Annotated in this window: 17 protein-coding genes and 1 riboswitch; of the genes, 9 read left to right on the forward strand and 8 right to left on the reverse strand. The window is 66.0% G+C overall.

The genetic code is table 11. The features are described from left to right. Positions 1 to 99 precede the first annotated feature (99 nt). Positions 100 to 1,638, forward strand: a complete 1,539-nt coding sequence (locus RhoFasB10_RS05980; RefSeq protein WP_068425065.1) for an ATP-binding protein — start codon at positions 100 to 102, stop codon at positions 1,636 to 1,638. Continuing rightward, the gene (locus RhoFasB10_RS05985) at positions 1,635 to 2,297 is read left to right on the forward strand and encodes a response regulator (RefSeq protein ID WP_174551404.1); all 663 of its coding nucleotides are present in this window, start codon (positions 1,635 to 1,637) and stop codon (positions 2,295 to 2,297) included. Before RhoFasB10_RS05980 ends, RhoFasB10_RS05985 begins: the two co-directional genes overlap by 4 nt. Positions 2,298 to 2,357: 60 nt before the next feature. Here RhoFasB10_RS05985 and RhoFasB10_RS05990 read toward each other — a convergent pair whose 3' ends face one another. Continuing rightward, the gene (locus tag RhoFasB10_RS05990; protein WP_167675574.1) at positions 2,358 to 3,050 is read right to left on the reverse strand and encodes an FCD domain-containing protein; all 693 of its coding nucleotides are present in this window, start codon (positions 3,048 to 3,050) and stop codon (positions 2,358 to 2,360) included. Between the two features lie 174 nt (positions 3,051 to 3,224). On the opposite strand from RhoFasB10_RS05990, the gene RhoFasB10_RS05995 reads away from it, so the two are divergent. Further along, positions 3,225 to 5,021 (forward strand): 2-isopropylmalate synthase, encoded by a 1,797-nt coding sequence (locus RhoFasB10_RS05995; RefSeq protein WP_167675576.1) that lies wholly within the window; start codon positions 3,225 to 3,227, stop codon positions 5,019 to 5,021. On the opposite strand, the gene RhoFasB10_RS06000 is transcribed toward RhoFasB10_RS05995, so the two are convergent. After that, positions 4,967 to 5,548 (reverse strand): TetR/AcrR family transcriptional regulator, encoded by a 582-nt coding sequence (locus RhoFasB10_RS06000; RefSeq protein ID WP_068425056.1) that lies wholly within the window; start codon positions 5,546 to 5,548, stop codon positions 4,967 to 4,969. The genes RhoFasB10_RS05995 and RhoFasB10_RS06000 overlap by 55 nt on opposite strands. A gap of 49 nt (positions 5,549 to 5,597) precedes the next feature. On the opposite strand from RhoFasB10_RS06000, the gene RhoFasB10_RS06005 reads away from it, so the two are divergent. Then, a complete protein-coding gene (locus RhoFasB10_RS06005; protein ID WP_068425053.1) occupies positions 5,598 to 6,737 on the forward strand; it encodes an acyl-CoA dehydrogenase family protein in 1,140 nt (379 codons plus the stop codon). Here the strand turns inward: RhoFasB10_RS06005 and RhoFasB10_RS06010 are convergent. From RhoFasB10_RS06010 to RhoFasB10_RS06025, 4 genes are all read right to left on the reverse strand, one after another. Continuing rightward, a complete protein-coding gene (locus tag RhoFasB10_RS06010) occupies positions 6,731 to 7,513 on the reverse strand; it encodes an ABC transporter (RefSeq protein ID WP_068425050.1) in 783 nt (260 codons plus the stop codon). The two genes, RhoFasB10_RS06005 and RhoFasB10_RS06010, sit on opposite strands and share 7 nt — an antisense overlap. A 25-nt stretch (positions 7,514 to 7,538) precedes the next feature. After that, positions 7,539 to 7,853 carry a multidrug efflux SMR transporter gene (locus RhoFasB10_RS06015; protein ID WP_068425048.1) on the reverse strand — a complete coding sequence of 105 codons (315 nt, stop codon included), beginning with the start codon at positions 7,851 to 7,853 and terminating at the stop codon, positions 7,539 to 7,541. 13 nt (positions 7,854 to 7,866) lie between these two features. Then, positions 7,867 to 7,929: riboswitch (guanidine-III (ykkC-III) riboswitch) on the reverse strand. Between the two features lie 73 nt (positions 7,930 to 8,002). Beyond that, positions 8,003 to 8,692 (reverse strand): TIGR03943 family protein, encoded by a 690-nt coding sequence (locus RhoFasB10_RS06020; protein ID WP_068425045.1) that lies wholly within the window; start codon positions 8,690 to 8,692, stop codon positions 8,003 to 8,005. Continuing rightward, positions 8,689 to 9,690: a permease gene (locus tag RhoFasB10_RS06025; RefSeq protein ID WP_167675577.1), complete on the reverse strand. Its 1,002-nt coding sequence runs from the start codon at positions 9,688 to 9,690 to the stop codon at positions 8,689 to 8,691. Before RhoFasB10_RS06025 ends, RhoFasB10_RS06020 begins: the two co-directional genes overlap by 4 nt. Before the next feature lie 100 nt (positions 9,691 to 9,790). On the opposite strand from RhoFasB10_RS06025, the gene RhoFasB10_RS06030 reads away from it, so the two are divergent. Next, complete coding sequence (locus tag RhoFasB10_RS06030; protein ID WP_068425039.1) at positions 9,791 to 10,489, forward strand: response regulator transcription factor; 699 nt, start codon at positions 9,791 to 9,793, stop codon at positions 10,487 to 10,489. A 5-nt stretch (positions 10,490 to 10,494) separates the two neighbouring features. Beyond that, a complete protein-coding gene (locus RhoFasB10_RS06035; RefSeq protein WP_206030572.1) occupies positions 10,495 to 11,904 on the forward strand; it encodes a HAMP domain-containing sensor histidine kinase in 1,410 nt (469 codons plus the stop codon). On the opposite strand, the gene RhoFasB10_RS06040 is transcribed toward RhoFasB10_RS06035, so the two are convergent. Continuing rightward, the gene (locus tag RhoFasB10_RS06040; protein ID WP_167675579.1) at positions 11,880 to 12,305 is read right to left on the reverse strand and encodes an HIT family protein; all 426 of its coding nucleotides are present in this window, start codon (positions 12,303 to 12,305) and stop codon (positions 11,880 to 11,882) included. The genes RhoFasB10_RS06035 and RhoFasB10_RS06040 overlap by 25 nt on opposite strands. 89 nt (positions 12,306 to 12,394) lie before the next feature. Here RhoFasB10_RS06040 and RhoFasB10_RS06045 point away from each other — a divergent pair, with 89 nt between their 5' ends. The 3 genes from RhoFasB10_RS06045 to purD all read left to right on the forward strand — a co-directional run bounded on the left by RhoFasB10_RS06045 (position 12,395) and on the right by purD (position 16,974). Then, the gene (locus RhoFasB10_RS06045) at positions 12,395 to 13,624 is read left to right on the forward strand and encodes a bifunctional glycosyltransferase family 2/GtrA family protein (protein WP_068425028.1); all 1,230 of its coding nucleotides are present in this window, start codon (positions 12,395 to 12,397) and stop codon (positions 13,622 to 13,624) included. Continuing rightward, positions 13,621 to 15,645: a glycosyltransferase family 39 protein gene (locus tag RhoFasB10_RS06050; RefSeq protein ID WP_167675581.1), complete on the forward strand. Its 2,025-nt coding sequence runs from the start codon at positions 13,621 to 13,623 to the stop codon at positions 15,643 to 15,645. Before RhoFasB10_RS06045 ends, RhoFasB10_RS06050 begins: the two co-directional genes overlap by 4 nt. Positions 15,646 to 15,723: 78 nt before the next feature. Beyond that, positions 15,724 to 16,974, forward strand: coding sequence for a phosphoribosylamine--glycine ligase (gene purD, locus RhoFasB10_RS06055; protein ID WP_068425022.1), 1,251 nt, complete (start codon positions 15,724 to 15,726; stop codon positions 16,972 to 16,974). 70 nt (positions 16,975 to 17,044) lie between these two features. On the opposite strand, the gene RhoFasB10_RS06060 is transcribed toward purD, so the two are convergent. Continuing rightward, positions 17,045 to 17,881 carry a type IV toxin-antitoxin system AbiEi family antitoxin domain-containing protein gene (locus tag RhoFasB10_RS06060; RefSeq protein WP_068426115.1) on the reverse strand — a complete coding sequence of 279 codons (837 nt, stop codon included), beginning with the start codon at positions 17,879 to 17,881 and terminating at the stop codon, positions 17,045 to 17,047.

A 17,881-nucleotide genomic window follows, 5' to 3' on the forward strand; every position in this document is an offset into this window, starting at 1 on the left:
TGTGACTGGGGTCACCCTTGCGGTCACAGTTTCAATTGTGTCCATTGTGCGCACGATCATTTGTTCTTCGCGCACGAAGGTGAGACGTAGTGTCTTTTCGTGCGCAGAACTACGTTGGCGGCCCAGCTGCTGAGGTTGCAGCTGCTGATCGTCGTCGTCGTTCTCGTGGCGATCGGCGGGCTGTCGCTTGCACAGTCGTCGGCGACGTTCCAACGGGACGCGGGCCGTCGAGCGCAGTCCGCAGCGGAAACGCTCGCCGCGAACCCCGTCGTACGGCAGCTGTTGCCGTCGGCGCAGCCTCGTATCAGGACCGGGTTGCAGAGTGCGGTCGAATCGGTGCGTGCGGTGTCGGGGCTCGACTACGCGCAGCTGGCCGACGGCGACGGTGCCGTGATCCTGTCCACCGTGCCCGAACAGGTCGGGTCGACGACCCGCTCGGCCGCCGGTGGATCGACGGTCGGCCTCACCGAGACGACGTTCGGCAAGGCCGTCGAGGCCAACGTGCCCGTGCTCGACGACGAGGGTGTGTTCATCGGAACCGCCGTCGTCGGAGATCGATACCCGTCGGCGCTCGACCGTTTTCTTCAGGCCGCGCCGAACCTCATCGTCTATCTGGCAGTGGCGTCGGTGCTCGGCGGCGTGGGGTCGGTCCTCCTCGCGCGACGGGTCAAACGGCAGACCCTCGGCATGGAGGCCAGTGAGATCCTCGATCTCGTCGGGCAGCGCGAGGCGATGCTGCGCGGGTTGAAGGAAGGCGTCGTCGCCCTCGACCCGAACGGACGCGTCCTGCTGATGAGCGAGAGCGCTCACGAGTTGCTGCACATCGAGCACGGGAGCAAAGGCAGAACCGTCGACGAACTCGGATTGACCGACCGATTGCGTGACGTGCTGCTCGGTACCGCATCGGACGACGAGATAGTGGTCGTCGGTGATCGCGTGCTCGTGCTGAACACGGTCCCGATCGTGTCCAAGGGAAGGGCGGTCGGAACCGTCACCACGTTCCGCGACCGCACCGAACTGACCGACGTCGAAGAGGAGTTGGGCGTCACCAGGACCAGCTCCACGGCGCTCCGGGAACACATTCACGAATTCGACAATCAGCTGCACACCATCTCCGGTCTCGTGCAGTTGCAGGAGTACGACGAAGTGGTGAACTACGTCGACGGACTCACCGCCCGCCGCGAGGGTGCGACGTCGGTGGTGACGGATTCGGTGTCCGACGTCGGTGTCGCCGCGCTGTTGATCGCGAAGATCGGTGCAGCGGCGCATCGTTCGGTGTCGGTCGAGATCGACGACGGGTCGAGGCTCGGCAGTCACGGCGGTGCACTCTCGCGCGATTTGTGCACGGTGCTCGGCAATCTCGTCGACAATGCCGTCGCGGCGTCGTCGGGTCGGGTACGGATCGCATTGCGAGAGGGTGACGGCATCGAGATCGAAGTGCGTGACGACGGACCCGGTGTGCCGGATCCCGAACGCATCTTCGAACAAGGGTGGAGCACACGGGGTTCGGCGAGTACCGGGCACGGTTTCGGACTGGCGTTGGTGCGGCTCGTCTGTCGCCGACGCGGCGGTGACGTGTCCGTCGGATCGGACGGCGGATGGACGGTGTTCACGGCAGTGATCGAGGAGCAGCAGTGATACGAGTTCTGGTCGTCGACGACGACTTCATGGTTGCGAAGGTGCACTCCGGATTCGTCTCCAAGGTGGACGATTTCATGGTGTGCGGGGTCGCGCACACGCCGGAGTCGGCCGTCGAAGCCGTGTCGGTCCTCCGACCGGATCTGGTGCTGCTCGACGTGCATCTGCCCGGAGCGAGTGGACTGGACTTGATCGCGCGGTTCCGCGAGTCGGTGCCCGACGTCGACGTTCTCGTCATCACCAGTGAGCGCGAGGTCGCGTCCGTGCAGCGTGCCCTGCGTAGCGGCGTCGTGCACTACCTCATCAAACCGTTCAAGTTCGCTGCGCTGCAGGACCGTTTGGAGCAGTACCGCACGACGCGGCAGCGCTTGAGTGCGTCGCAGGAAGCCGAGCAAGCCGAGGTGGACAAGGCGTTCGGGCTGACCGGAACAGGCAACGACCTCCCCAAAGGGCTCAGCCGTGTGACGCTGGAGCTGGTCGAGGACCGTCTGCGCGACGTCGATGGCGCTGTCTCCGCGAGCGAGATGTCGGAGCGTTCGGGGATGTCCCGATCGAGTGCGCGTCGATACCTCGAATACCTCGTCGGGATCGGGCGGGTGGACGTGTCGCTCGACTACGGGAACGTCGGGCGCCCGGAGCGGTTGTACCGGCGGAAGTAGTACCGAGTATTTCGCTCCCCAACTCGACCTGATGTGCGGGATCCCGTCGATTTCGCCGAGTTAGGGAGCGTTATGCACCCCTGCCGTGGCTACCGGACCGTGTAGCGACTCGAGGTGCGCACGACTGAGCGAGCGCGCTGCGGCCGCGTCGGCGTCGACGACGGCGTCCAGGACGCGTCGATGCACGTCGTGGTCCTCGTCGGAGCCGAACCGTCCGTGGATCCGGAGCATGTCGATCATGGCGTCGCGCAGTCGCGGGCTGAAGCCGTCGAACAGCCCGGTGAGGATTTCGTTGTGCGCCGCCGCGACGACCGTGCGGTGGAAGGCGATGTCCGTGTCGACCATCTCCTCCAGGTCGGTTCGATGTCGATCCCGCGACCGCAGAGCGGCCCGCATCCGGCGGATGTCTGCTGGTGTTCGTCGCTGCGCGGCCCAGCCGGCAGCCTCGACCTCGATCGCGAGACGCGCTTCGACGACCGCGTCGATGTCGGCTCGGCGCAGCACGGTGTCCCACCCCTCCTCCGGTTCGAGTGCAGCCACGAAAACGCCTGCGCCCTGCCGAGTTCGGAGTATTCCGCGTCCGGCCAGCTGGCGGATGGCCTCGCGAACCGTGGAGCGTCCGACTCCGAGTTGGGGACCGAGGGTGGTCTCGCCCGGGAGTTTTGCGCCGACCTCCCATTCGCCCGCCTGGATGCGCGTGAGGAGAAGATCGGCCGCTTGATCGGCGAGGGACGTCCGGCGTACGTGGGGCACGAGGACCGAGCATACTCGTCTACTTGTCTGAGGAGTTGTGCTACGGTGCTGTCATGTCGATCCACGGGATGCTTCTCCTTCGCCGCCGCGGCGGGGCCTAGTCGAACCGGCTCCCCTCCGCGGGGTTGTCACGTGCGCCGGTTCTACTCCCACTTCACCGAAGGAACCGTCAGCATGTTCACCTCTGTCTCGACCCCGTCGGGCCCTGTCCCGGCCGGAGCGCCCACCTGGAATCGTCAGCGCGGTTCGCAGATGCCGTCCCACCGCTACCGTGACGTCTACTCACGCGTCGAAGTTCCATTGTCCGAACGTGATTGGCCTCGTCGACGGATCACGCACGCGCCACTGTGGGTGCCCGTCGACCTGCGCGACGGCAATCAAGCTCTGCCCGAACCGATGGACCCGGCGCGCAAGCGTCGATTCTTCGAGTTGATGGTCGCGATGGGCTACAAGGAGATCGAGGTCGGCTATCCGTCCGCGTCGCAGACCGACTTCGATTTCGTTCGGCTGCTCGCCTCGACCGACATCGCGCCCGAGGACGTCACGGTCGTGGTGTTCACCCCGGCGCGACGTGACCTGATCGAACGGACCGTCGAGTCCGTGCGGGGCATTCGGAATCCGGTCGTCGTCCACATGTACACCGCGACGGCACCGACGTGGCGCGATGTCGTCCTGGGGCGGACCGCAGAAGATCTGAAGCGAATGATTCTGGCTGGGGCACAGGACGTTCTGCACTTCGCCGGCTCGATGCCGAACGTGCGCTTCGAGTTCTCGCCCGAGGTCTTCAACCTGACCGAGCCCGACTTCGTGCTCGACGTGTGCGACGCCGTCACCACCGCGTGGGACGCGACACCGGATCGGCCGGTGATCCTGAATCTGCCTGCGACGGTGGAGGTTGCGACACCGAACGTGTATGCGGACCAGATCGAGTACATGCACAAGAACCTGGCTCGACGCGACTCCGTCGTGCTGTCGGTACATCCGCACAACGATCGTGGAACAGGTATCGCATGCGCCGAACTGGCCGTGCTCGCAGGTGCGCAACGTGTCGAGGGCTGCATCTTCGGTAACGGCGAGCGCACCGGAAACGTCGACCTCGCGACCCTGGCGCTGAATCTCCATGCGCAGGGCGTCGATCCGATGATCGACTTCTCGGACATCGACGAGATCCGCCGCACCGTGGAGTACTGCAACCAGATCGAGGTGCACTCCCGACATCCCTATGTGGGGGATCTCGTGCACACGGCCTTCAGTGGGACGCACCAGGACGCGATCAAGAAGGGCTTCGCGGAGCATCGGGCGCGTGCTGTCGCCGAGGGCCGCGACGAGCGCGAGATCGAGTGGCGAGTGCCGTATCTGCCGATCGACCCGGCCGACATCGGACGTTCCTACGACGCGGTCATCCGCGTCAACTCGCAGTCGGGCAAAGGCGGAATCGCGTACCTGCTCGAGACCGAGTACGGCATCGAATTGCCGCGGCGCCTGCAGATCGATTTCGCCCGACACGTCCAGCGTCGCACCGACGACGCAGGCACCGAAGTGTCACCGGCCGAGTTGTGGAGCATGTTCTCGGACGCCTATCTCGACGACGGCGACGTCACTCTGCAGGGCTACGAGGTCGACGGGAACTCACGTACGACGGTCACCGTGCGGGTCGGCGGCGTCGACCACGTCAGCACGCACGACGAGGTAGGTCCGGTCGAGGCTGTCGCCGCGGCACTCGCCGCGCTGAACCGTCCGGTCGACATGCTCGATCTGCATCAGGGCAGTGTTCGTTCCGGGAACGACAGCGACGCGTTGACCGTGGTCGAATTCCGAACGGCAGACGGAACCGGGTGGAGTGCAGGCCTCGACCGGTCGGTGCTCACGGCCACGCTGAAGGCTGTCGCGCGGGCCGCGGGAGTGGGGATCGGCCGTCAGGAACCGGCGTCCGTGAGACCCGTCGTCAGCAGCGCGGCGAGTTCCGCGTAGGCCTGCGAGTCGTCGAGTCCGGTGCGCTGCGCGACCTCCCGGCTCTGAATTCGGGCCATGGTCGACGCGGCGACATCGGCGACGAACGCCGCATGGAGACTGCGGACTTCACCCGTCGATGCGCCGTCGTCGATCAGTTCTTGGACGCGTGTGGCGGCGAACGCCGTGTTCTGCTCGTAGATCTCGCGTGCGGGTGCGAACGCGGCGAGATCGTCCATGAACCGGTCCGACGCCGGTTGCAGCGCGACGCCGACCGCCGACAGGTATGCGGTGAGGCGGTCGGCGAAGCCCTCGATGCCGGCGATGGCCGCCTCGACCTGGTCCGTCGCGCCGCGGAAGAAGTGGACCGTGGCCGCCCGCACCAGCTGTTCCTTGCTGCCGGCGAGGGTGTAGAGCGTCGACTTGCTGCAGTGGAGGCGGGACGCGATGTCGTCGAGCGTGAGGTGCGCGAAACCCTCGGCCAGGAGCAGCTCCACCAGCTGGTCGAAGAGTTGGGCTCGGCGAGCGGTGGCGTGAGCTGCGGTCATTCGTGTAATAGTACTGGAGAGAGTCCGTCAGTACTGTGAGGAGTTCCAAGTGCCCGTCGATCGTCTGCTTCCCACCGACGAAGCTCGTGACCTGATTCAGCTCACCCGCGACGTCGCGGACAAGGTGCTGGATCCGATCGTCGACGAGCACGAGAAGAACGAGACCTACCCGGACAACGTGTTCGGCACGCTCGGCGAGGCGGGTCTGCTGAGCCTGCCGTTCCCCGAAGAGTGGGGTGGTGGTGCTCAGTCCTACGAGGTCTACCTGCAGGTTCTGGAAGAACTTGCCGCGCGGTGGGCTGCCGTCGCGGTTGCGGTGAGCGTGCACAGCCTGGCATGTTCGCCGCTGCTCGCCTTCGGCACCGAGGAACAGAAGCAGCGGTGGCTGCCGGACATGCTCGGCGGCAGCCTCATCGGCGCCTACAGCCTGTCCGAGCCGCAGGCCGGCTCCGACGCGGCAGCGCTGGCCTGCAAGGCAACGCCCAAGGACGACGGCTACGTCGTCAACGGGTCGAAGGCGTGGATCACGCACGGCGGCATCGCCGACTTCTACAACCTCTTCGCCCGTACCGGTGAGGGTTCGAAGGGTGTCTCGTGCTTCCTGATTCCGAAGGATCAGGAAGGACTGTCGTTCGGCAAGCCCGAGGAGAAGATGGGATTGCACGCCGTTCCGACGACGTCGGCCCACTACGACAACGCGTTCGTGTCGTCGGAGCGCAGGCTCGGAACAGAAGGCCAGGGTCTTCAGATCGCGTTCAGTGCACTCGATTCCGGTCGTCTCGGTATCGCGGCGGTGGCCGTCGGTATCGCGCAGGCCGCGCTCGACGACGCCGTTGCCTATGCCAACGAGCGCACGACGTTCGGCAAGAAGATCGTCGACCACCAGGGTCTCGGGTTCCTGCTCGCCGACATGGCAGCCGCGGTGGCGTCCGCGCGTGCCACCTACATCGACGCCGCTCGACGACGCGACGCCGGACTCGACTACTCCCGGGGTGCATCCGTCGCGAAGCTGGTCGCCACGGATGCGGCGATGAAGGTGACCACCGATGCCGTTCAGGTGTTCGGCGGTTACGGCTACACGCGCGACTTCCGCGTCGAGCGGTACATGCGCGACGCGAAGATCACGCAGATCTTCGAAGGCACCAACCAGATTCAGCGTCTCGTCATCGCGCGCAGTCTTCGTCAGTGAAGCTCGTGCACCGTCTGTTTTCCGCCCTTGAGCCATCGATTCGGTAGACGGCCGACGAGCTCTCCCAGCGGATTGACCGCTGCCGCAAGCACTTCCACCGTGTCCTGCAGGATGTCGATGCTGACGCTCATGCGTTCGAGATTCGGGGCAAGCGACGACAGTGTCTGCGACAGCGTCACCAGCTGATCCAACGGCCCACCCTGTGCGGTGAGCCGTTCGATGGCCCCGCCCTCGGCGAGCAGCTGTTCGAGCAGGCCGCCCTCCTGGATGGCGCGCTCGAGGATGCCGTCCTCGCGCGTGAGGAGTTCGAGCGGACCGTCGTTCGCGGTCAATCGCTCGAGCGGCCCGTCGACCGCGGTGATGCGATCGAGCAGGCCACCTTCGGCGAGCAGTCGTTCGATGGGTCCGTCCTCGGCGAACAACCGGTCCAGTGGACCTCCCGTCGCCGTGACGCGGTCGACCGGTCCGCCCTCCGCGAGCAGGCGATCGAGTGTGCCTTCGTCGGACGTCAGCCGGTCGACGACGCCTCCCGGTGCGAGCAGCCGGTCGAGCGGCCCGCCTGCCCGCAGCGCGTTTCCGAGTGCCCGGTCGTCGGAGGTCAGCTGCCCGAGCTGGGACAGCAGCTGCAGCGTTCCGCCCGCGCCTTTCGGCGTGGCAGTACCGGATTCGAGGGCCATACGCGTCGTCGACAATGCGAGTTCGGTGGCCGACAGTGCTGTCTCGGCGACGGCGATCCCGGCGCGCACAGGCAGTGTGATCGCTGACACCCAGTTCATCGTTTTACTGTAACTGCTGGAGACATCAGTGCAGCAGTTTCAGCCCGACGACGCATCCGACGATGCCCATCAGCAGGGCGATCTTGATCCACGACGCCGGTTCGTCGCCCGTGGCCATGGCGTACGCGACGGTCAGAGCGGCGCCGATTCCGACCCAGACGGCGTACGCGGTTCCGGTCGGCAGCGTCCGCATCGCGTAGGCGAGTCCGGCCATGCTGGCGACGAGCGCGACACCGAAGACGACAGTGGGGCTCAGGCGCGAGAACCCTTCGGATTTGCCGAGGGCAGTCGCCCAGACTGCTTCGAGGACACCGGAGATGACGAGAACGATCCAAGCCATGACAGAACACTCCCATGCACCGTCTTGTCGCAGGCCGGGTACGGTGCGCTCGTCCGCTAGTCGTCGAGACTGGTACGAGGGTACCAAACTCCACGTGAGCAGAAATGTATAGCCCGCTATACATTTCTGCGCACGTGCGCCGAAGGCGCTCAATAGGCGTACGTGTTCTCCGGCGTCGGAATGTGCTCGACGCCGGTGACGGTCATCGTCGGGATGTTCCCGGTCTCCGGCGACGACGGCGCGACCGTGCCCCGGACGCGGAGCCACTCGCCGTCGATCGGCCTGTCGAGATGGATGCGAATCGACCGAGCGTCGGCAGCGCAACAGATCACCAGGACTCGCGCGAGGTCGGTGCTGCCGTCGTCGTTCGGCACGACGAACCCCGTCACGGTGATCTCGCGATCGTCGAGACTGCCGGTGTTGTCGCGCGCCGCCCGCTGAACGACGTCGAGGATCGGGACTTCGGGCGCGTCGCCGTCGGGCAGGGGTGGAAAGGCCGTCTTCTCCAGTGAATCGGCCGTCACCACCCGATCGGACACCGACGACACGCCCAACGCGGGAGGCGCGACGAACAGAATGAGCGCTGCCGGAACCAGCAGCATCCAATACGGGCGACTGCTGTGCGCGTGACTGCCGTCCGCGTGATCGTGGCCGGGGCCGCCGCGTCGGACATCTCTGACGATGGCGGCCACCGCCAGCACGACCATGAAGGCCGCGCTGATCACGAGATACGGTTGCAGGCTCGGTTTGACGTAGCGAACGTAGTCACCGTTGAGCGCGATCTGCAGGAGTGCACCGCCGAGAAGCAGCAGCAGGACGTTCTGAACTTCGCGTTTCATCGGGCGCCGCCGAGGATCAGGTAGCCGGACACGGTCGCGCAGACGATCGCGACCACGAGCGTGACCGGAGCGAAGCGGGCGACGAACCCGCGTCCGAAACTGCCTGACTGCATCGCCATCAGCTTGACGTCGACCGCCGGGCCGACGACGAGGAACACCAGCCGCGGAAGCAACGGCAGCATCGACATGCTCGCCGCGACGAAGGCGTCGGCCTCCGAACACAACGCGAGCACGACGGCGAGAAACGCCATCACGAGAATTGCCAGCAGCATCTGGCCGGCGAGGTGATCGAGGACGGCGTCGGGCACGACGATGTGCAGCACCGCCGCAGCGCCCGCACCGAACACGAGGAACGCACCTGCCTGCAACAGGTCGTGGCGAGCAGCCTCGGAGAAGACTTCCCACTTCGATCTGCCGGTGTCCGCCTCGTGGTCGACGAGCCGAGCGGTGATCCACTCCGCCTTGCCGGCACGGGCCCACAGCCACCCCATCACCCATGCCGTCGCCAACGACCCGACGAAACGCGCGAGCACCATGCGCGGTTCACCGGGAAACGCGACGGCCGTCGACACGAGGACGACCGGGTTGATCGCAGGCGCGGACAACAGGAACGCCAGTGCTGCCGACGTCGGAGCGCCCTGGTCCATCAACCGACGTGAGACCGGGACGGCTCCGCACTCGCACCCGGGCAACGCCATACCGGCCAACCCGGAGACTCCGACGGCTTTCTTCTCGTCGGACGGCAAGAGCCGTCGCAACACCCTCGGTGACAGATGCGCCGCGATCACGCCGCTGACCAGGACACCGAGCACGAGGAACGGTGTCGCCTGGACGAAGACGCCCAGGAAGATCGTCGCGCCGGTCTGGATCTCGGGAACGGAGGCGACGAACGACACCAACTGGTCGCGGAAGACGATCGCCGACACGAGCAGAAGTGCGAATACATGCATGGAACCGATGCGGATGCGGGAGCGTGCGGGCTCCTGCGTCTCGACCATCGCCGTACATTCTTGCACTCGTCCCGGACGGCCAGGTGCTCACAGCGAGTTCACAGCGAGGAACCAGCGAGTGGGCAGGGATCGGGTCCATCATGGAGTCGTGAGCGAAACTCCTGAGGCACGCGTACTGGTTGTCGACGACGAACCGACCATCGTGGAACTGCTGTCGGTCAGCCTGCGATTCCAGGGATTCGACGTGCAGACGGCATCCTCCGGCCCGGAGGCGTTGGACAAGGCCCGCACGTTCCGGCCCGAGGCGCTGATTCTCGACGTCATGATGCCCGGCATGGACGGGTTCGGTCTGTTGCGTCGGCTGCGTGCCGACGGTGTCGACGCGCCCGCGTTGTTCTTGACCGCGCGGGATTCCGTCGAGGACAAGGTGTCGGGGCTGACGCTCGGCGCCGACGACTACGTCACCAAGCCCTTCAGTCTCGAGGAAGTCGTCGCTCGTCTGCGCGTGATCCTTCGGAGGTCGGGCAAGACCCAGGAGACGGCGCCGTCGCGAATCTCGTTCGCGGACATCGAACTCGACGACGACACTCACGAGGTGTGGAAAGCCGGCGAACCGGTGTCGTTGTCGCCCACCGAGTTCACGTTGCTGCGGTACTTCATGGTCAACGCGGGCACTGTGCTGAGCAAGCCGCGAATCCTCGATCACGTGTGGCATTACGACTTCGGTGGTGAGGTCGGCGTCGTCGAATCGTACGTGTCGTATCTGCGGCGCAAGGTCGACACCGGTGACACTCGGCTCATCCACACCCTCCGCGGTGTCGGCTACGTGATGCGGCAGCCGCGGTGAAGGTTCTGCCCAAGCTCCGTGACGTCCCGCTGCGGTTCACGCTCGTCGCGGCCTTGCTGCTGCTCGTTGCGGCAGGTCTGGCCGCGTCCGGCGTGCTGGTGACCTCCGCGCTGGAACGATCGCTGATCGACCGCGTCGACAAGAGCTTGATGGACGCCTCGCGTGGGTGGGCCGAGCCGCGGAACCTACCGCTGCCGCCGCCGTCGGAATCCCGCCGACCGCCGAGCGATTTCTACGTCGAATCCGTCAACCAGGCGGGCGAGGTCAATTTCCAGGAGAACTCGGGACCCGACACCCCCGACGTCGAGAGTGTCGACGCGTCCCACCCCGTCACCGTCGGATCCGTGGACGGCGGCGACACCGAGTGGCGTGCCCTGACAGTGTCGAACGCGCAGGGAACGACGACGATCGCACAGAGCCTGACCCCGACGAACCTCACCGTGGATCGGCTGGTCCGGCTCCAACTGATCGTCGGCGCAATCGTTCTCGGCGTCCTGGCCGTCGTCGCGTATTTCGTCGTACGACGCAGTTTGCGTCCGCTCGTCGAGGTCGAGGCGACCGCCGCCGCCATCGCTGCAGGTGATCTGCACGAGCGCGTCCCCGAGCGCAGCGAGCGCACCGAGGTCGGACGACTGTCGGCTGCTCTGAACGGCATGCTCTCGCAAATACAACGGGCTTTCGCGGCCAGCGAGGCGTCCGAGGAGGCGGCTCGCGCGTCGGAAACCAAGATGCGACGCTTCGTCGCGGACGCGAGCCACGAACTGCGCACGCCGCTGACGACGATTCGGGGATTCGCCGAGCTGTACCGCCAGGGTGCGATGAGCGACATCACGCTGCTGATGAACCGTATCGAAGGGGAATCGGCGCGCATGGGCCTGCTCGTCGAGGACTTGCTGATGCTCGCGCGACTCGACGCGCAGCGGCCACTCGAGACGAAGACCGTCGACGTCCTGTCGATCGCGGCAGACGCGGTGCACGACGCCAAAGCCGTTGCACCCGAACGCGACATCGCACTGAAGGTGTTGGCCGGGCCGGGAATTCCCGAGGTCACCGGTGACGATGCGCGACTTCGTCAGGTGCTGGGCAACCTCGTCGGCAACGCTCTACGGCATACACCGTCGGACGCCTCGATCACCGTGTGCGTCGGCACGACCGAAGAATCGGTGGTGCTCGAGGTACGCGACACCGGGCACGGCTTGTCGGAGGAAGAGACTCGACACGTGTTCGAGCGGTTCTACCGCACCGACACCTCGCGTACCCGCGAGAGCGGCGGCAGCGGACTCGGTTTGTCCATCGTCGCTGCTCTCGTCGCCGCGCACGGCGGCACCGTCACCGTCGACAGTGCTCCCGGTGAGGGTGCCACCTTCCGCGTCGAACTGCCCCGCGTGAATCAGGACGGGACGTTCGCCCCGTAGCCGAGGTCGGTGAGTGCTGCCCTGATCTTCGTCGAGGCCTCGTCGAGCGACTCCGGCGACGGGCTGGGGTCTGCCTTCGAGATGTCGAAGTTGCCCATCTCGTATGCCGGGAACACATGCAGGTGCAGGTGCGGAACTTCGAGGCCTGCGATCAGGAAGCCCGCACGCGGTGCGTCGAATCCTGTGCGTACGGCCTGTCCGACCTTCTGGGCGACGGCCGTCAATTTGCTGAAGACTGCGCCGTCGACGTCCTGCCACTGGTCGATCTCCTCGCGCGGGACGATCAGAGTGTGCCCCTGCGTCACCGGTGCGATGGTCAGGAATGCCACGACGTCGTCGTCCTCCCACACGAATCGTCCGGGGATCTCGCCGCTGATGATCTTGCTGAACACGGATGCCATGGGTGACAGGGTATGCGGCGAAGCCACACACAGGTAACTGCCAGCGAGGATGCAGGGTGGTTGCAGGGGACGGGCCGAATCTTGATCCCATGACATCGAACTCGCTACTCCGAGCAGACGGCCGTGAGCCTGGCTCGGTCCAGGCGGCCACTCTCGAGGTGGTCATTCCCGTCTACAACGAAGAGGCGGACCTCGAACAGTGCATCCGCCGCCTGCACGCTCATCTCCACGACGCCATCCCGTTCCGGTCGACGATCACCATCGCCGACAACGCGAGCACCGACGGCACCCTCGCCGTCGCGCACCGGCTCGCGGCAGAGATCGACAGCGTCCAGGTTCATCACCTCGACGAGAAGGGCCGTGGTCGCGCGCTGAAGGCAGTGTGGATGGCGTCGACCGCCGACGTCGTCGGGTACATGGACGTCGATCTGTCCACCGACCTCAACGCGTTGATGCCCCTGATCGCGCCGCTGATGTCGGGTCACTCCGATCTTGCGATCGGCTCACGGCTCGCCCGTTCGTCCCGCGTCGTGCGAGGTGCCAAGCGCGAGTTCATCTCTCGCAGCTACAACCTGATTCTGCGGACGTCGCTGCGTGCGCGATTCTCCGACGCTCAGTGCGGCTTCAAGGCGATGCGCACCGATGTCGCTCGTGAGTTGTTGCCGCTCGTGCAGGACACGGGCTGGTTCTTCGACACCGAACTGCTCGTCATCGCCGAGAAGGCAGGGCTGCGAATTCACGAGGTGCCCGTCGACTGGGTCGACGACCCCAATTCGAGCGTCAACATCGTCGACACCGCCGTGAAGGACCTGCAGGGTTGCTGGCGCGTGGGCCGCGCACTGGCGACCGGCGCGCTTCCGGTCGCCGACCTTCGCAGGAGTCTCGGACGGGAGCCGCTGGTGGCAGGAGTTCCGCACGGAATGGTCGGTCAGATGGTGCGATTCGCCATCATCGGCGTCGCGAGCACGATCGCGTACGCGCTGCTCTATCTCATCCTGCATCCCTTGATCGGTGCTCAGGCCGCGAACTTCCTGGGCCTGCTGATCACCGCTGTGCTGAACACTGCGGCGAACCGGGCGTTCACGTTCGGCGTCCGCGGATCCGAGGACGTCGGAAAGCATCAATTGCAGGGCTTGCTCGTGTTCGGGTTCGCCCTGTTGGTCACGAGTGGGTCGTTGGCCCTCCTGCATGCGTGGGCGCCCGGTGCGTCTCGCCACGTGGAACTCGCGGTGCTCGTCGTCGCGAATCTGGTTGCGACGGTGTGCCGCTTCGTCGCCCTCCGATGGGTGTTCCGCAACAACGAGGACGTACGTAAATGACCATGTTGATGGAACGCACTGCCGACGCTCCCGTGCAGCGGACCGGCACACGATGGGAATGGTTCGGGCTCGGCGCACTGCTGCTGGGGACCGCGGTCGCCTACATCTGGGGGCTCGGCGCATCCGGCTGGGCCAACTCGTTCTATTCGGCTGCAGTGCAGGCAGGTTCGGTGTCCTGGAAGGCCTTCTTCTTCGGGTCGTCCGACGCGGCCAACTCGATCACCGTCGACAAGCCGCCGATGTCGCTCTGGCTGATGTCGCTGTCGGTACGGATCTTCGGTCTCAGTTCGTGGGCGATGCTGATTCCACAGGCGCTGCTCGGGGTGGGTTCCGTCGCGCTGCTGTGGGCAACGATCCGCCGCCAGTTCGGGGCTGCCGCAGGTCTTCTCGCCGGCCTTGCATTGGCTGTGACTCCCGTCGCGGCACTGATGTTCCGGTTCAACAACCCCGACGCACTGCTCGTGCTGCTCATGATCGCCGCCGTGTGGGCGTCGATGCGTGCAGTCGAAGACGGTCGCACACGCTGGCTCGTGTTGACCGGCATGTTCGTCGGGTTCGGATTCTTGACCAAGCAGCTGCAGGTGATGCTCGTCGTCCCGCCGATCGCTGCGATGTATCTCGTTGCGGGACAACCGAAGCTGGTCAAACGACTCCTACAGCTGTTCGCCGCGCTCGGTGCGGCCATCGTGTCCGCCGGTTGGTGGCTGCTCGCCGTCGAACTGTGGCCGGCGTCGTCGCGGCCGTGGATCGGCGGATCGCAGAACAACTCGATCCTCGAGCTCACCCTCGGCTACAACGGCCTCGGTCGCCTCAACGGCGAGGAGACCGGCAGCGTCGGTGGAGGCGGTGGTCCCGGTGGCGGTGCGGGCGGCGGCATGTGGGGCGAGACCGGCATCACCCGCATGTTCGACGCGTCCCAGGGCGGCCAGATCGCGTGGCTGATCCCGGCCGCGTTGATTCTGTTCGTACTCGGACTGGTGTTGCGCGGACGCGCCCGTCGCACCGACCCGAAGCGTGCCGCGCTGATCGTGTGGGGTCTATGGCTGCTGGTCACGGGCCTGACGTTCAGCTTCATGGCCGGCATCTTCCACTCGTACTACACGGTCGCACTGTCTCCCGCGATCGCCGCACTGATCGGTGCGGGCAGTGTGTTGGCGTGGCGTCGACGTGAGTGGTTGTGGGTGCGAATCGGTCTGGCCGCTGCGGTATCGGCGGCGGCGGCGATGGCGTGGGTTCTGTTGGGCCGCAGCGCAGAATTCGTTCCGTGGCTGCGCTGGGCGGTGCTGGTCGTCGGACTCGTCGCTGCGGTGCTCCTGCTTGTTCCGGTGGCGACGCGTGGAAAGCTCGCGGTCGCAACCATTCTCGCGATCATGTTCGCGGGCCTTGCCGGTCCGGCGGCCTATGCGATCGACACCATCGCGACTCCGCACACCGGATCGATCGTCTCGGCAGGTCCGTCCACCGGAATGGGCCCGGGCGGTATGGGTCGCCCCGGCGGAATGGGCGGCGGTACGCGAGACGGTGGTGCGATGGGCCAGATGCCGGGTGCTGGGCAGGTGCCTCAGATGCCGGGTTCTCAGACGCAGGGTTCTCAGACGCCCGGCCAGACGCCCGCGGGATTCCCAGGAGCAGCTGCCGCCGACGGACGGATGGGTGGCATGGGCGGCGCCGGTGGACTGCTGAACGGCAGCACACCGTCCGACGCTCTCACGTCACTGCTCGACGCCGACGCCGACTCCTACACGTGGGTCGCTGCGGCGGTCGGATCGAACAGCGCGTCGGGTTACCAGCTCGCGACCGAGGAACCCGTCATGGCGATCGGTGGCTTCAACGGCACCGACCCGTCGCCGACGCTGGAACAGTTCCAGCAGTACGTCGCCGACGGTGAGATCCACTACTTCATTGCAGGTGGAGGCATGGGCGGTGGCAACTCGGGCACGTCCGCCGAGATCGCCCAGTGGGTCGAAGCGAACTACACGTCGACCACCGTCGACGGCGTCACGCTGTACGACCTGAGCTAGACGAGCCGAACACGCTCCCCGCACCGGCGGGGAGCGTGTTTTCGTTTCTGGTGTGTCCAGCCGATACGCTTGGGCACTGTGCGCGTACTCGTCATAGGTTCCGGTGCTCGTGAGCACGCCCTCCTTCTTGCACTGAGCAAGGACCCGAACGTCAGCAAGCTGCTGGTGGCTCCGGGCAATGCAGGCACGGCGAAGCTCGCCGAGCAACACTCCGTCGACGTCGCATCCGGCGCAGCCGTCACCGAGCTGGCCCGCAAGGTCGAGGCCGATCTCGTCGTCATCGGACCCGAGGTGCCCCTCGTCCTCGGTGTCGCCGATGCGCTGCGCGACGCCGGGATCGCGACGTTCGGCCCGTCCGCCGCAGCCGCCCGTATCGAAGGATCGAAGGCGTTCGCGAAGGACGTCATGGCCGCCGCGGGTGTGCGCACCGCACACAGCGAGGTCGTCGACTCGCCTGCGAAGCTCGACGAAGCCCTCGACCGGTTCGGCCCCAACTGGGTCGTCAAGGACGACGGTCTCGCCGCGGGCAAGGGTGTCGTCGTCACGACCGATCGTGCGGTGGCACGGGATCACGCAGCCGAACTGCTCGAAACGGGTCACCCCGTGCTGCTCGAATCGTTCCTCGACGGACCCGAGGTGTCGCTGTTCTGCCTCGTCGACGGCACCACCGTCGTACCGCTCCTCCCGGCGCAGGACCACAAGCGTGTCGGCGACGGCGACACCGGTCCGAACACCGGCGGCATGGGTGCGTACACCCCGCTGCCGTGGCTGCCGGCCGAGGTGGTTCAGCAGATCGTGACCGACGTCGTCGAGCCCGTCGCCGCCGAGATGGCAAAGCGTGGATGCCCGTTCTCGGGTCTTCTGTACGCGGGCCTCGCAATCGGTGCGCAGGGACCGGCCGTCGTCGAATTCAATTGCCGCTTCGGTGATCCCGAGACCCAAGCTGTGCTCGAACTGCTCGACTCTCCGCTCGGTGAGGCGCTGAACGCCACTGCCACGGGCACGTTGGCCTCGCTCTCGCCGCTGCAGTGGAAGGACGGCGCCGCGGTGACCGTGGTACTCGCAGCCGAGAACTACCCGGGTCGTCCGCGTACCGGTGACACCATCGTCGGATCCGAGGCGGACGGCGTGCTGCACGCGGGTACGGCTGTCGAGGACGGATCAATCGTCTCCGCGGGTGGACGTGTGCTCAGCGTCGTCGGTTCGGGTGCGGATCTCGCTGCTGCCCGCGCGGATGCGTACGCGAAGATCGACGCGATCACGTTGCCGGGCAGCCATTTCCGCACCGACATCGGTCTGGCGGCGCTCGAGGGTCGGATTACCCTGTAGACCCGGGTATTTTGCTCCCTAACTCCGTGAAATCCGCGGGATCCCGCACATTTCCCCGAGTTAGGGAGCATCATGCACCCCTGCTTCGTCTACGCCGCCGCACGTGGAAGACGATCTCGTCCGCGACCTTGTCCACGTCGCGGTAGACGGTGGCTGCCGAGAACCTGAGCACCATCCACTGCCGTACCACCATCCAGTTCTGGCGGACGCGGTCGTTGTCGAACACTGCCGGGGCGCTGTGGTACTCGCGTCCGTCCACCTCGACGTCCACCTTCGACGGGTAGTCGACGAGATCTCCGTAGTACGGACCGATCTTCGCGTTGATCTCCATGCGAACCCCTCGGGCGCGCACGGCTCGTGCCACCATTCGTTCGGGCTCGGACAGCGTTCCGGGGCAGCACATTTCGAGTTGCCGCCGAACCTCCGGTATGCCTTTCATCCCCTTGACGGTGTCGCAGTGGTCCATGACTGCACGCCACGACACACGGGACCCGATGTTGCGGTCGAAGAACTGCTCCACCTCTGCCGTGTCGAGCGTTGCTGCCACGTCCACGAAACACTGAACGGCCGACACGACCGGCAGACCTTGGCGTTCGTACGCGACAACTGCGCGCGTATGGAGCGTCAGCCAGTCGGCGGAGCCGACGCGTACCGACGGCGGAAGAGTCGCGTGCACGGTCGGCGGTTCGCGCTCCACCATGCCCCACAACCACGCTGCGCTGACGTGGCTGAGCACGGCATCCGGTCGCCACAGCGTGACCGCGACACAGAGATCGAAGTACGACGGCTCGGGGTCCGAATAGACGCTCGGCAACAGCCGAATCAGCGCGCCGCTTCGGACCTTTCGGTCGATGGTCGACCGAGACATCCCCGACTCGAGCAGGTGTGTGCGTGTGTATACCCCCAT

This window comes from Rhodococcus sp. B10 (genome assembly GCF_011770055.1).
GTDB classification, from domain to species: domain Bacteria; phylum Actinomycetota; class Actinomycetes; order Mycobacteriales; family Mycobacteriaceae; genus Rhodococcoides; species Rhodococcoides kyotonensis_B.

Coding starts and splice junctions, on each gene's coding strand:
- RhoFasB10_RS06060 (WP_068426115.1), bottom strand. CDS start 17,881: ATGGGGGTATACACACGCACACACCTGCTCGAGTCGGGGATGTCTCGG.
- RhoFasB10_RS06000 (WP_068425056.1), bottom strand. CDS start 5,548: ATGACCGCAGCTCACGCCACCGCTCGCCGAGCCCAACTCTTCGACCAG.
- RhoFasB10_RS06015 (WP_068425048.1), bottom strand. CDS start 7,853: ATGGCTTGGATCGTTCTCGTCATCTCCGGTGTCCTCGAAGCAGTCTGG.
- RhoFasB10_RS06020 (WP_068425045.1), bottom strand. CDS start 8,692: ATGAAACGCGAAGTTCAGAACGTCCTGCTGCTGCTTCTCGGCGGTGCA.
- RhoFasB10_RS06025 (WP_167675577.1), bottom strand. CDS start 9,690: ATGGTCGAGACGCAGGAGCCCGCACGCTCCCGCATCCGCATCGGTTCC.
- RhoFasB10_RS06010 (WP_068425050.1), bottom strand. CDS start 7,513: ATGAACTGGGTGTCAGCGATCACACTGCCTGTGCGCGCCGGGATCGCC.
- RhoFasB10_RS06045 (WP_068425028.1), top strand. CDS start 12,395: ATGACATCGAACTCGCTACTCCGAGCAGACGGCCGTGAGCCTGGCTCG.
- RhoFasB10_RS06040 (WP_167675579.1), bottom strand. CDS start 12,305: ATGGCATCCGTGTTCAGCAAGATCATCAGCGGCGAGATCCCCGGACGA.
- RhoFasB10_RS05995 (WP_167675576.1), top strand. CDS start 3,225: ATGTTCACCTCTGTCTCGACCCCGTCGGGCCCTGTCCCGGCCGGAGCG.
- RhoFasB10_RS06050 (WP_167675581.1), top strand. CDS start 13,621: ATGACCATGTTGATGGAACGCACTGCCGACGCTCCCGTGCAGCGGACC.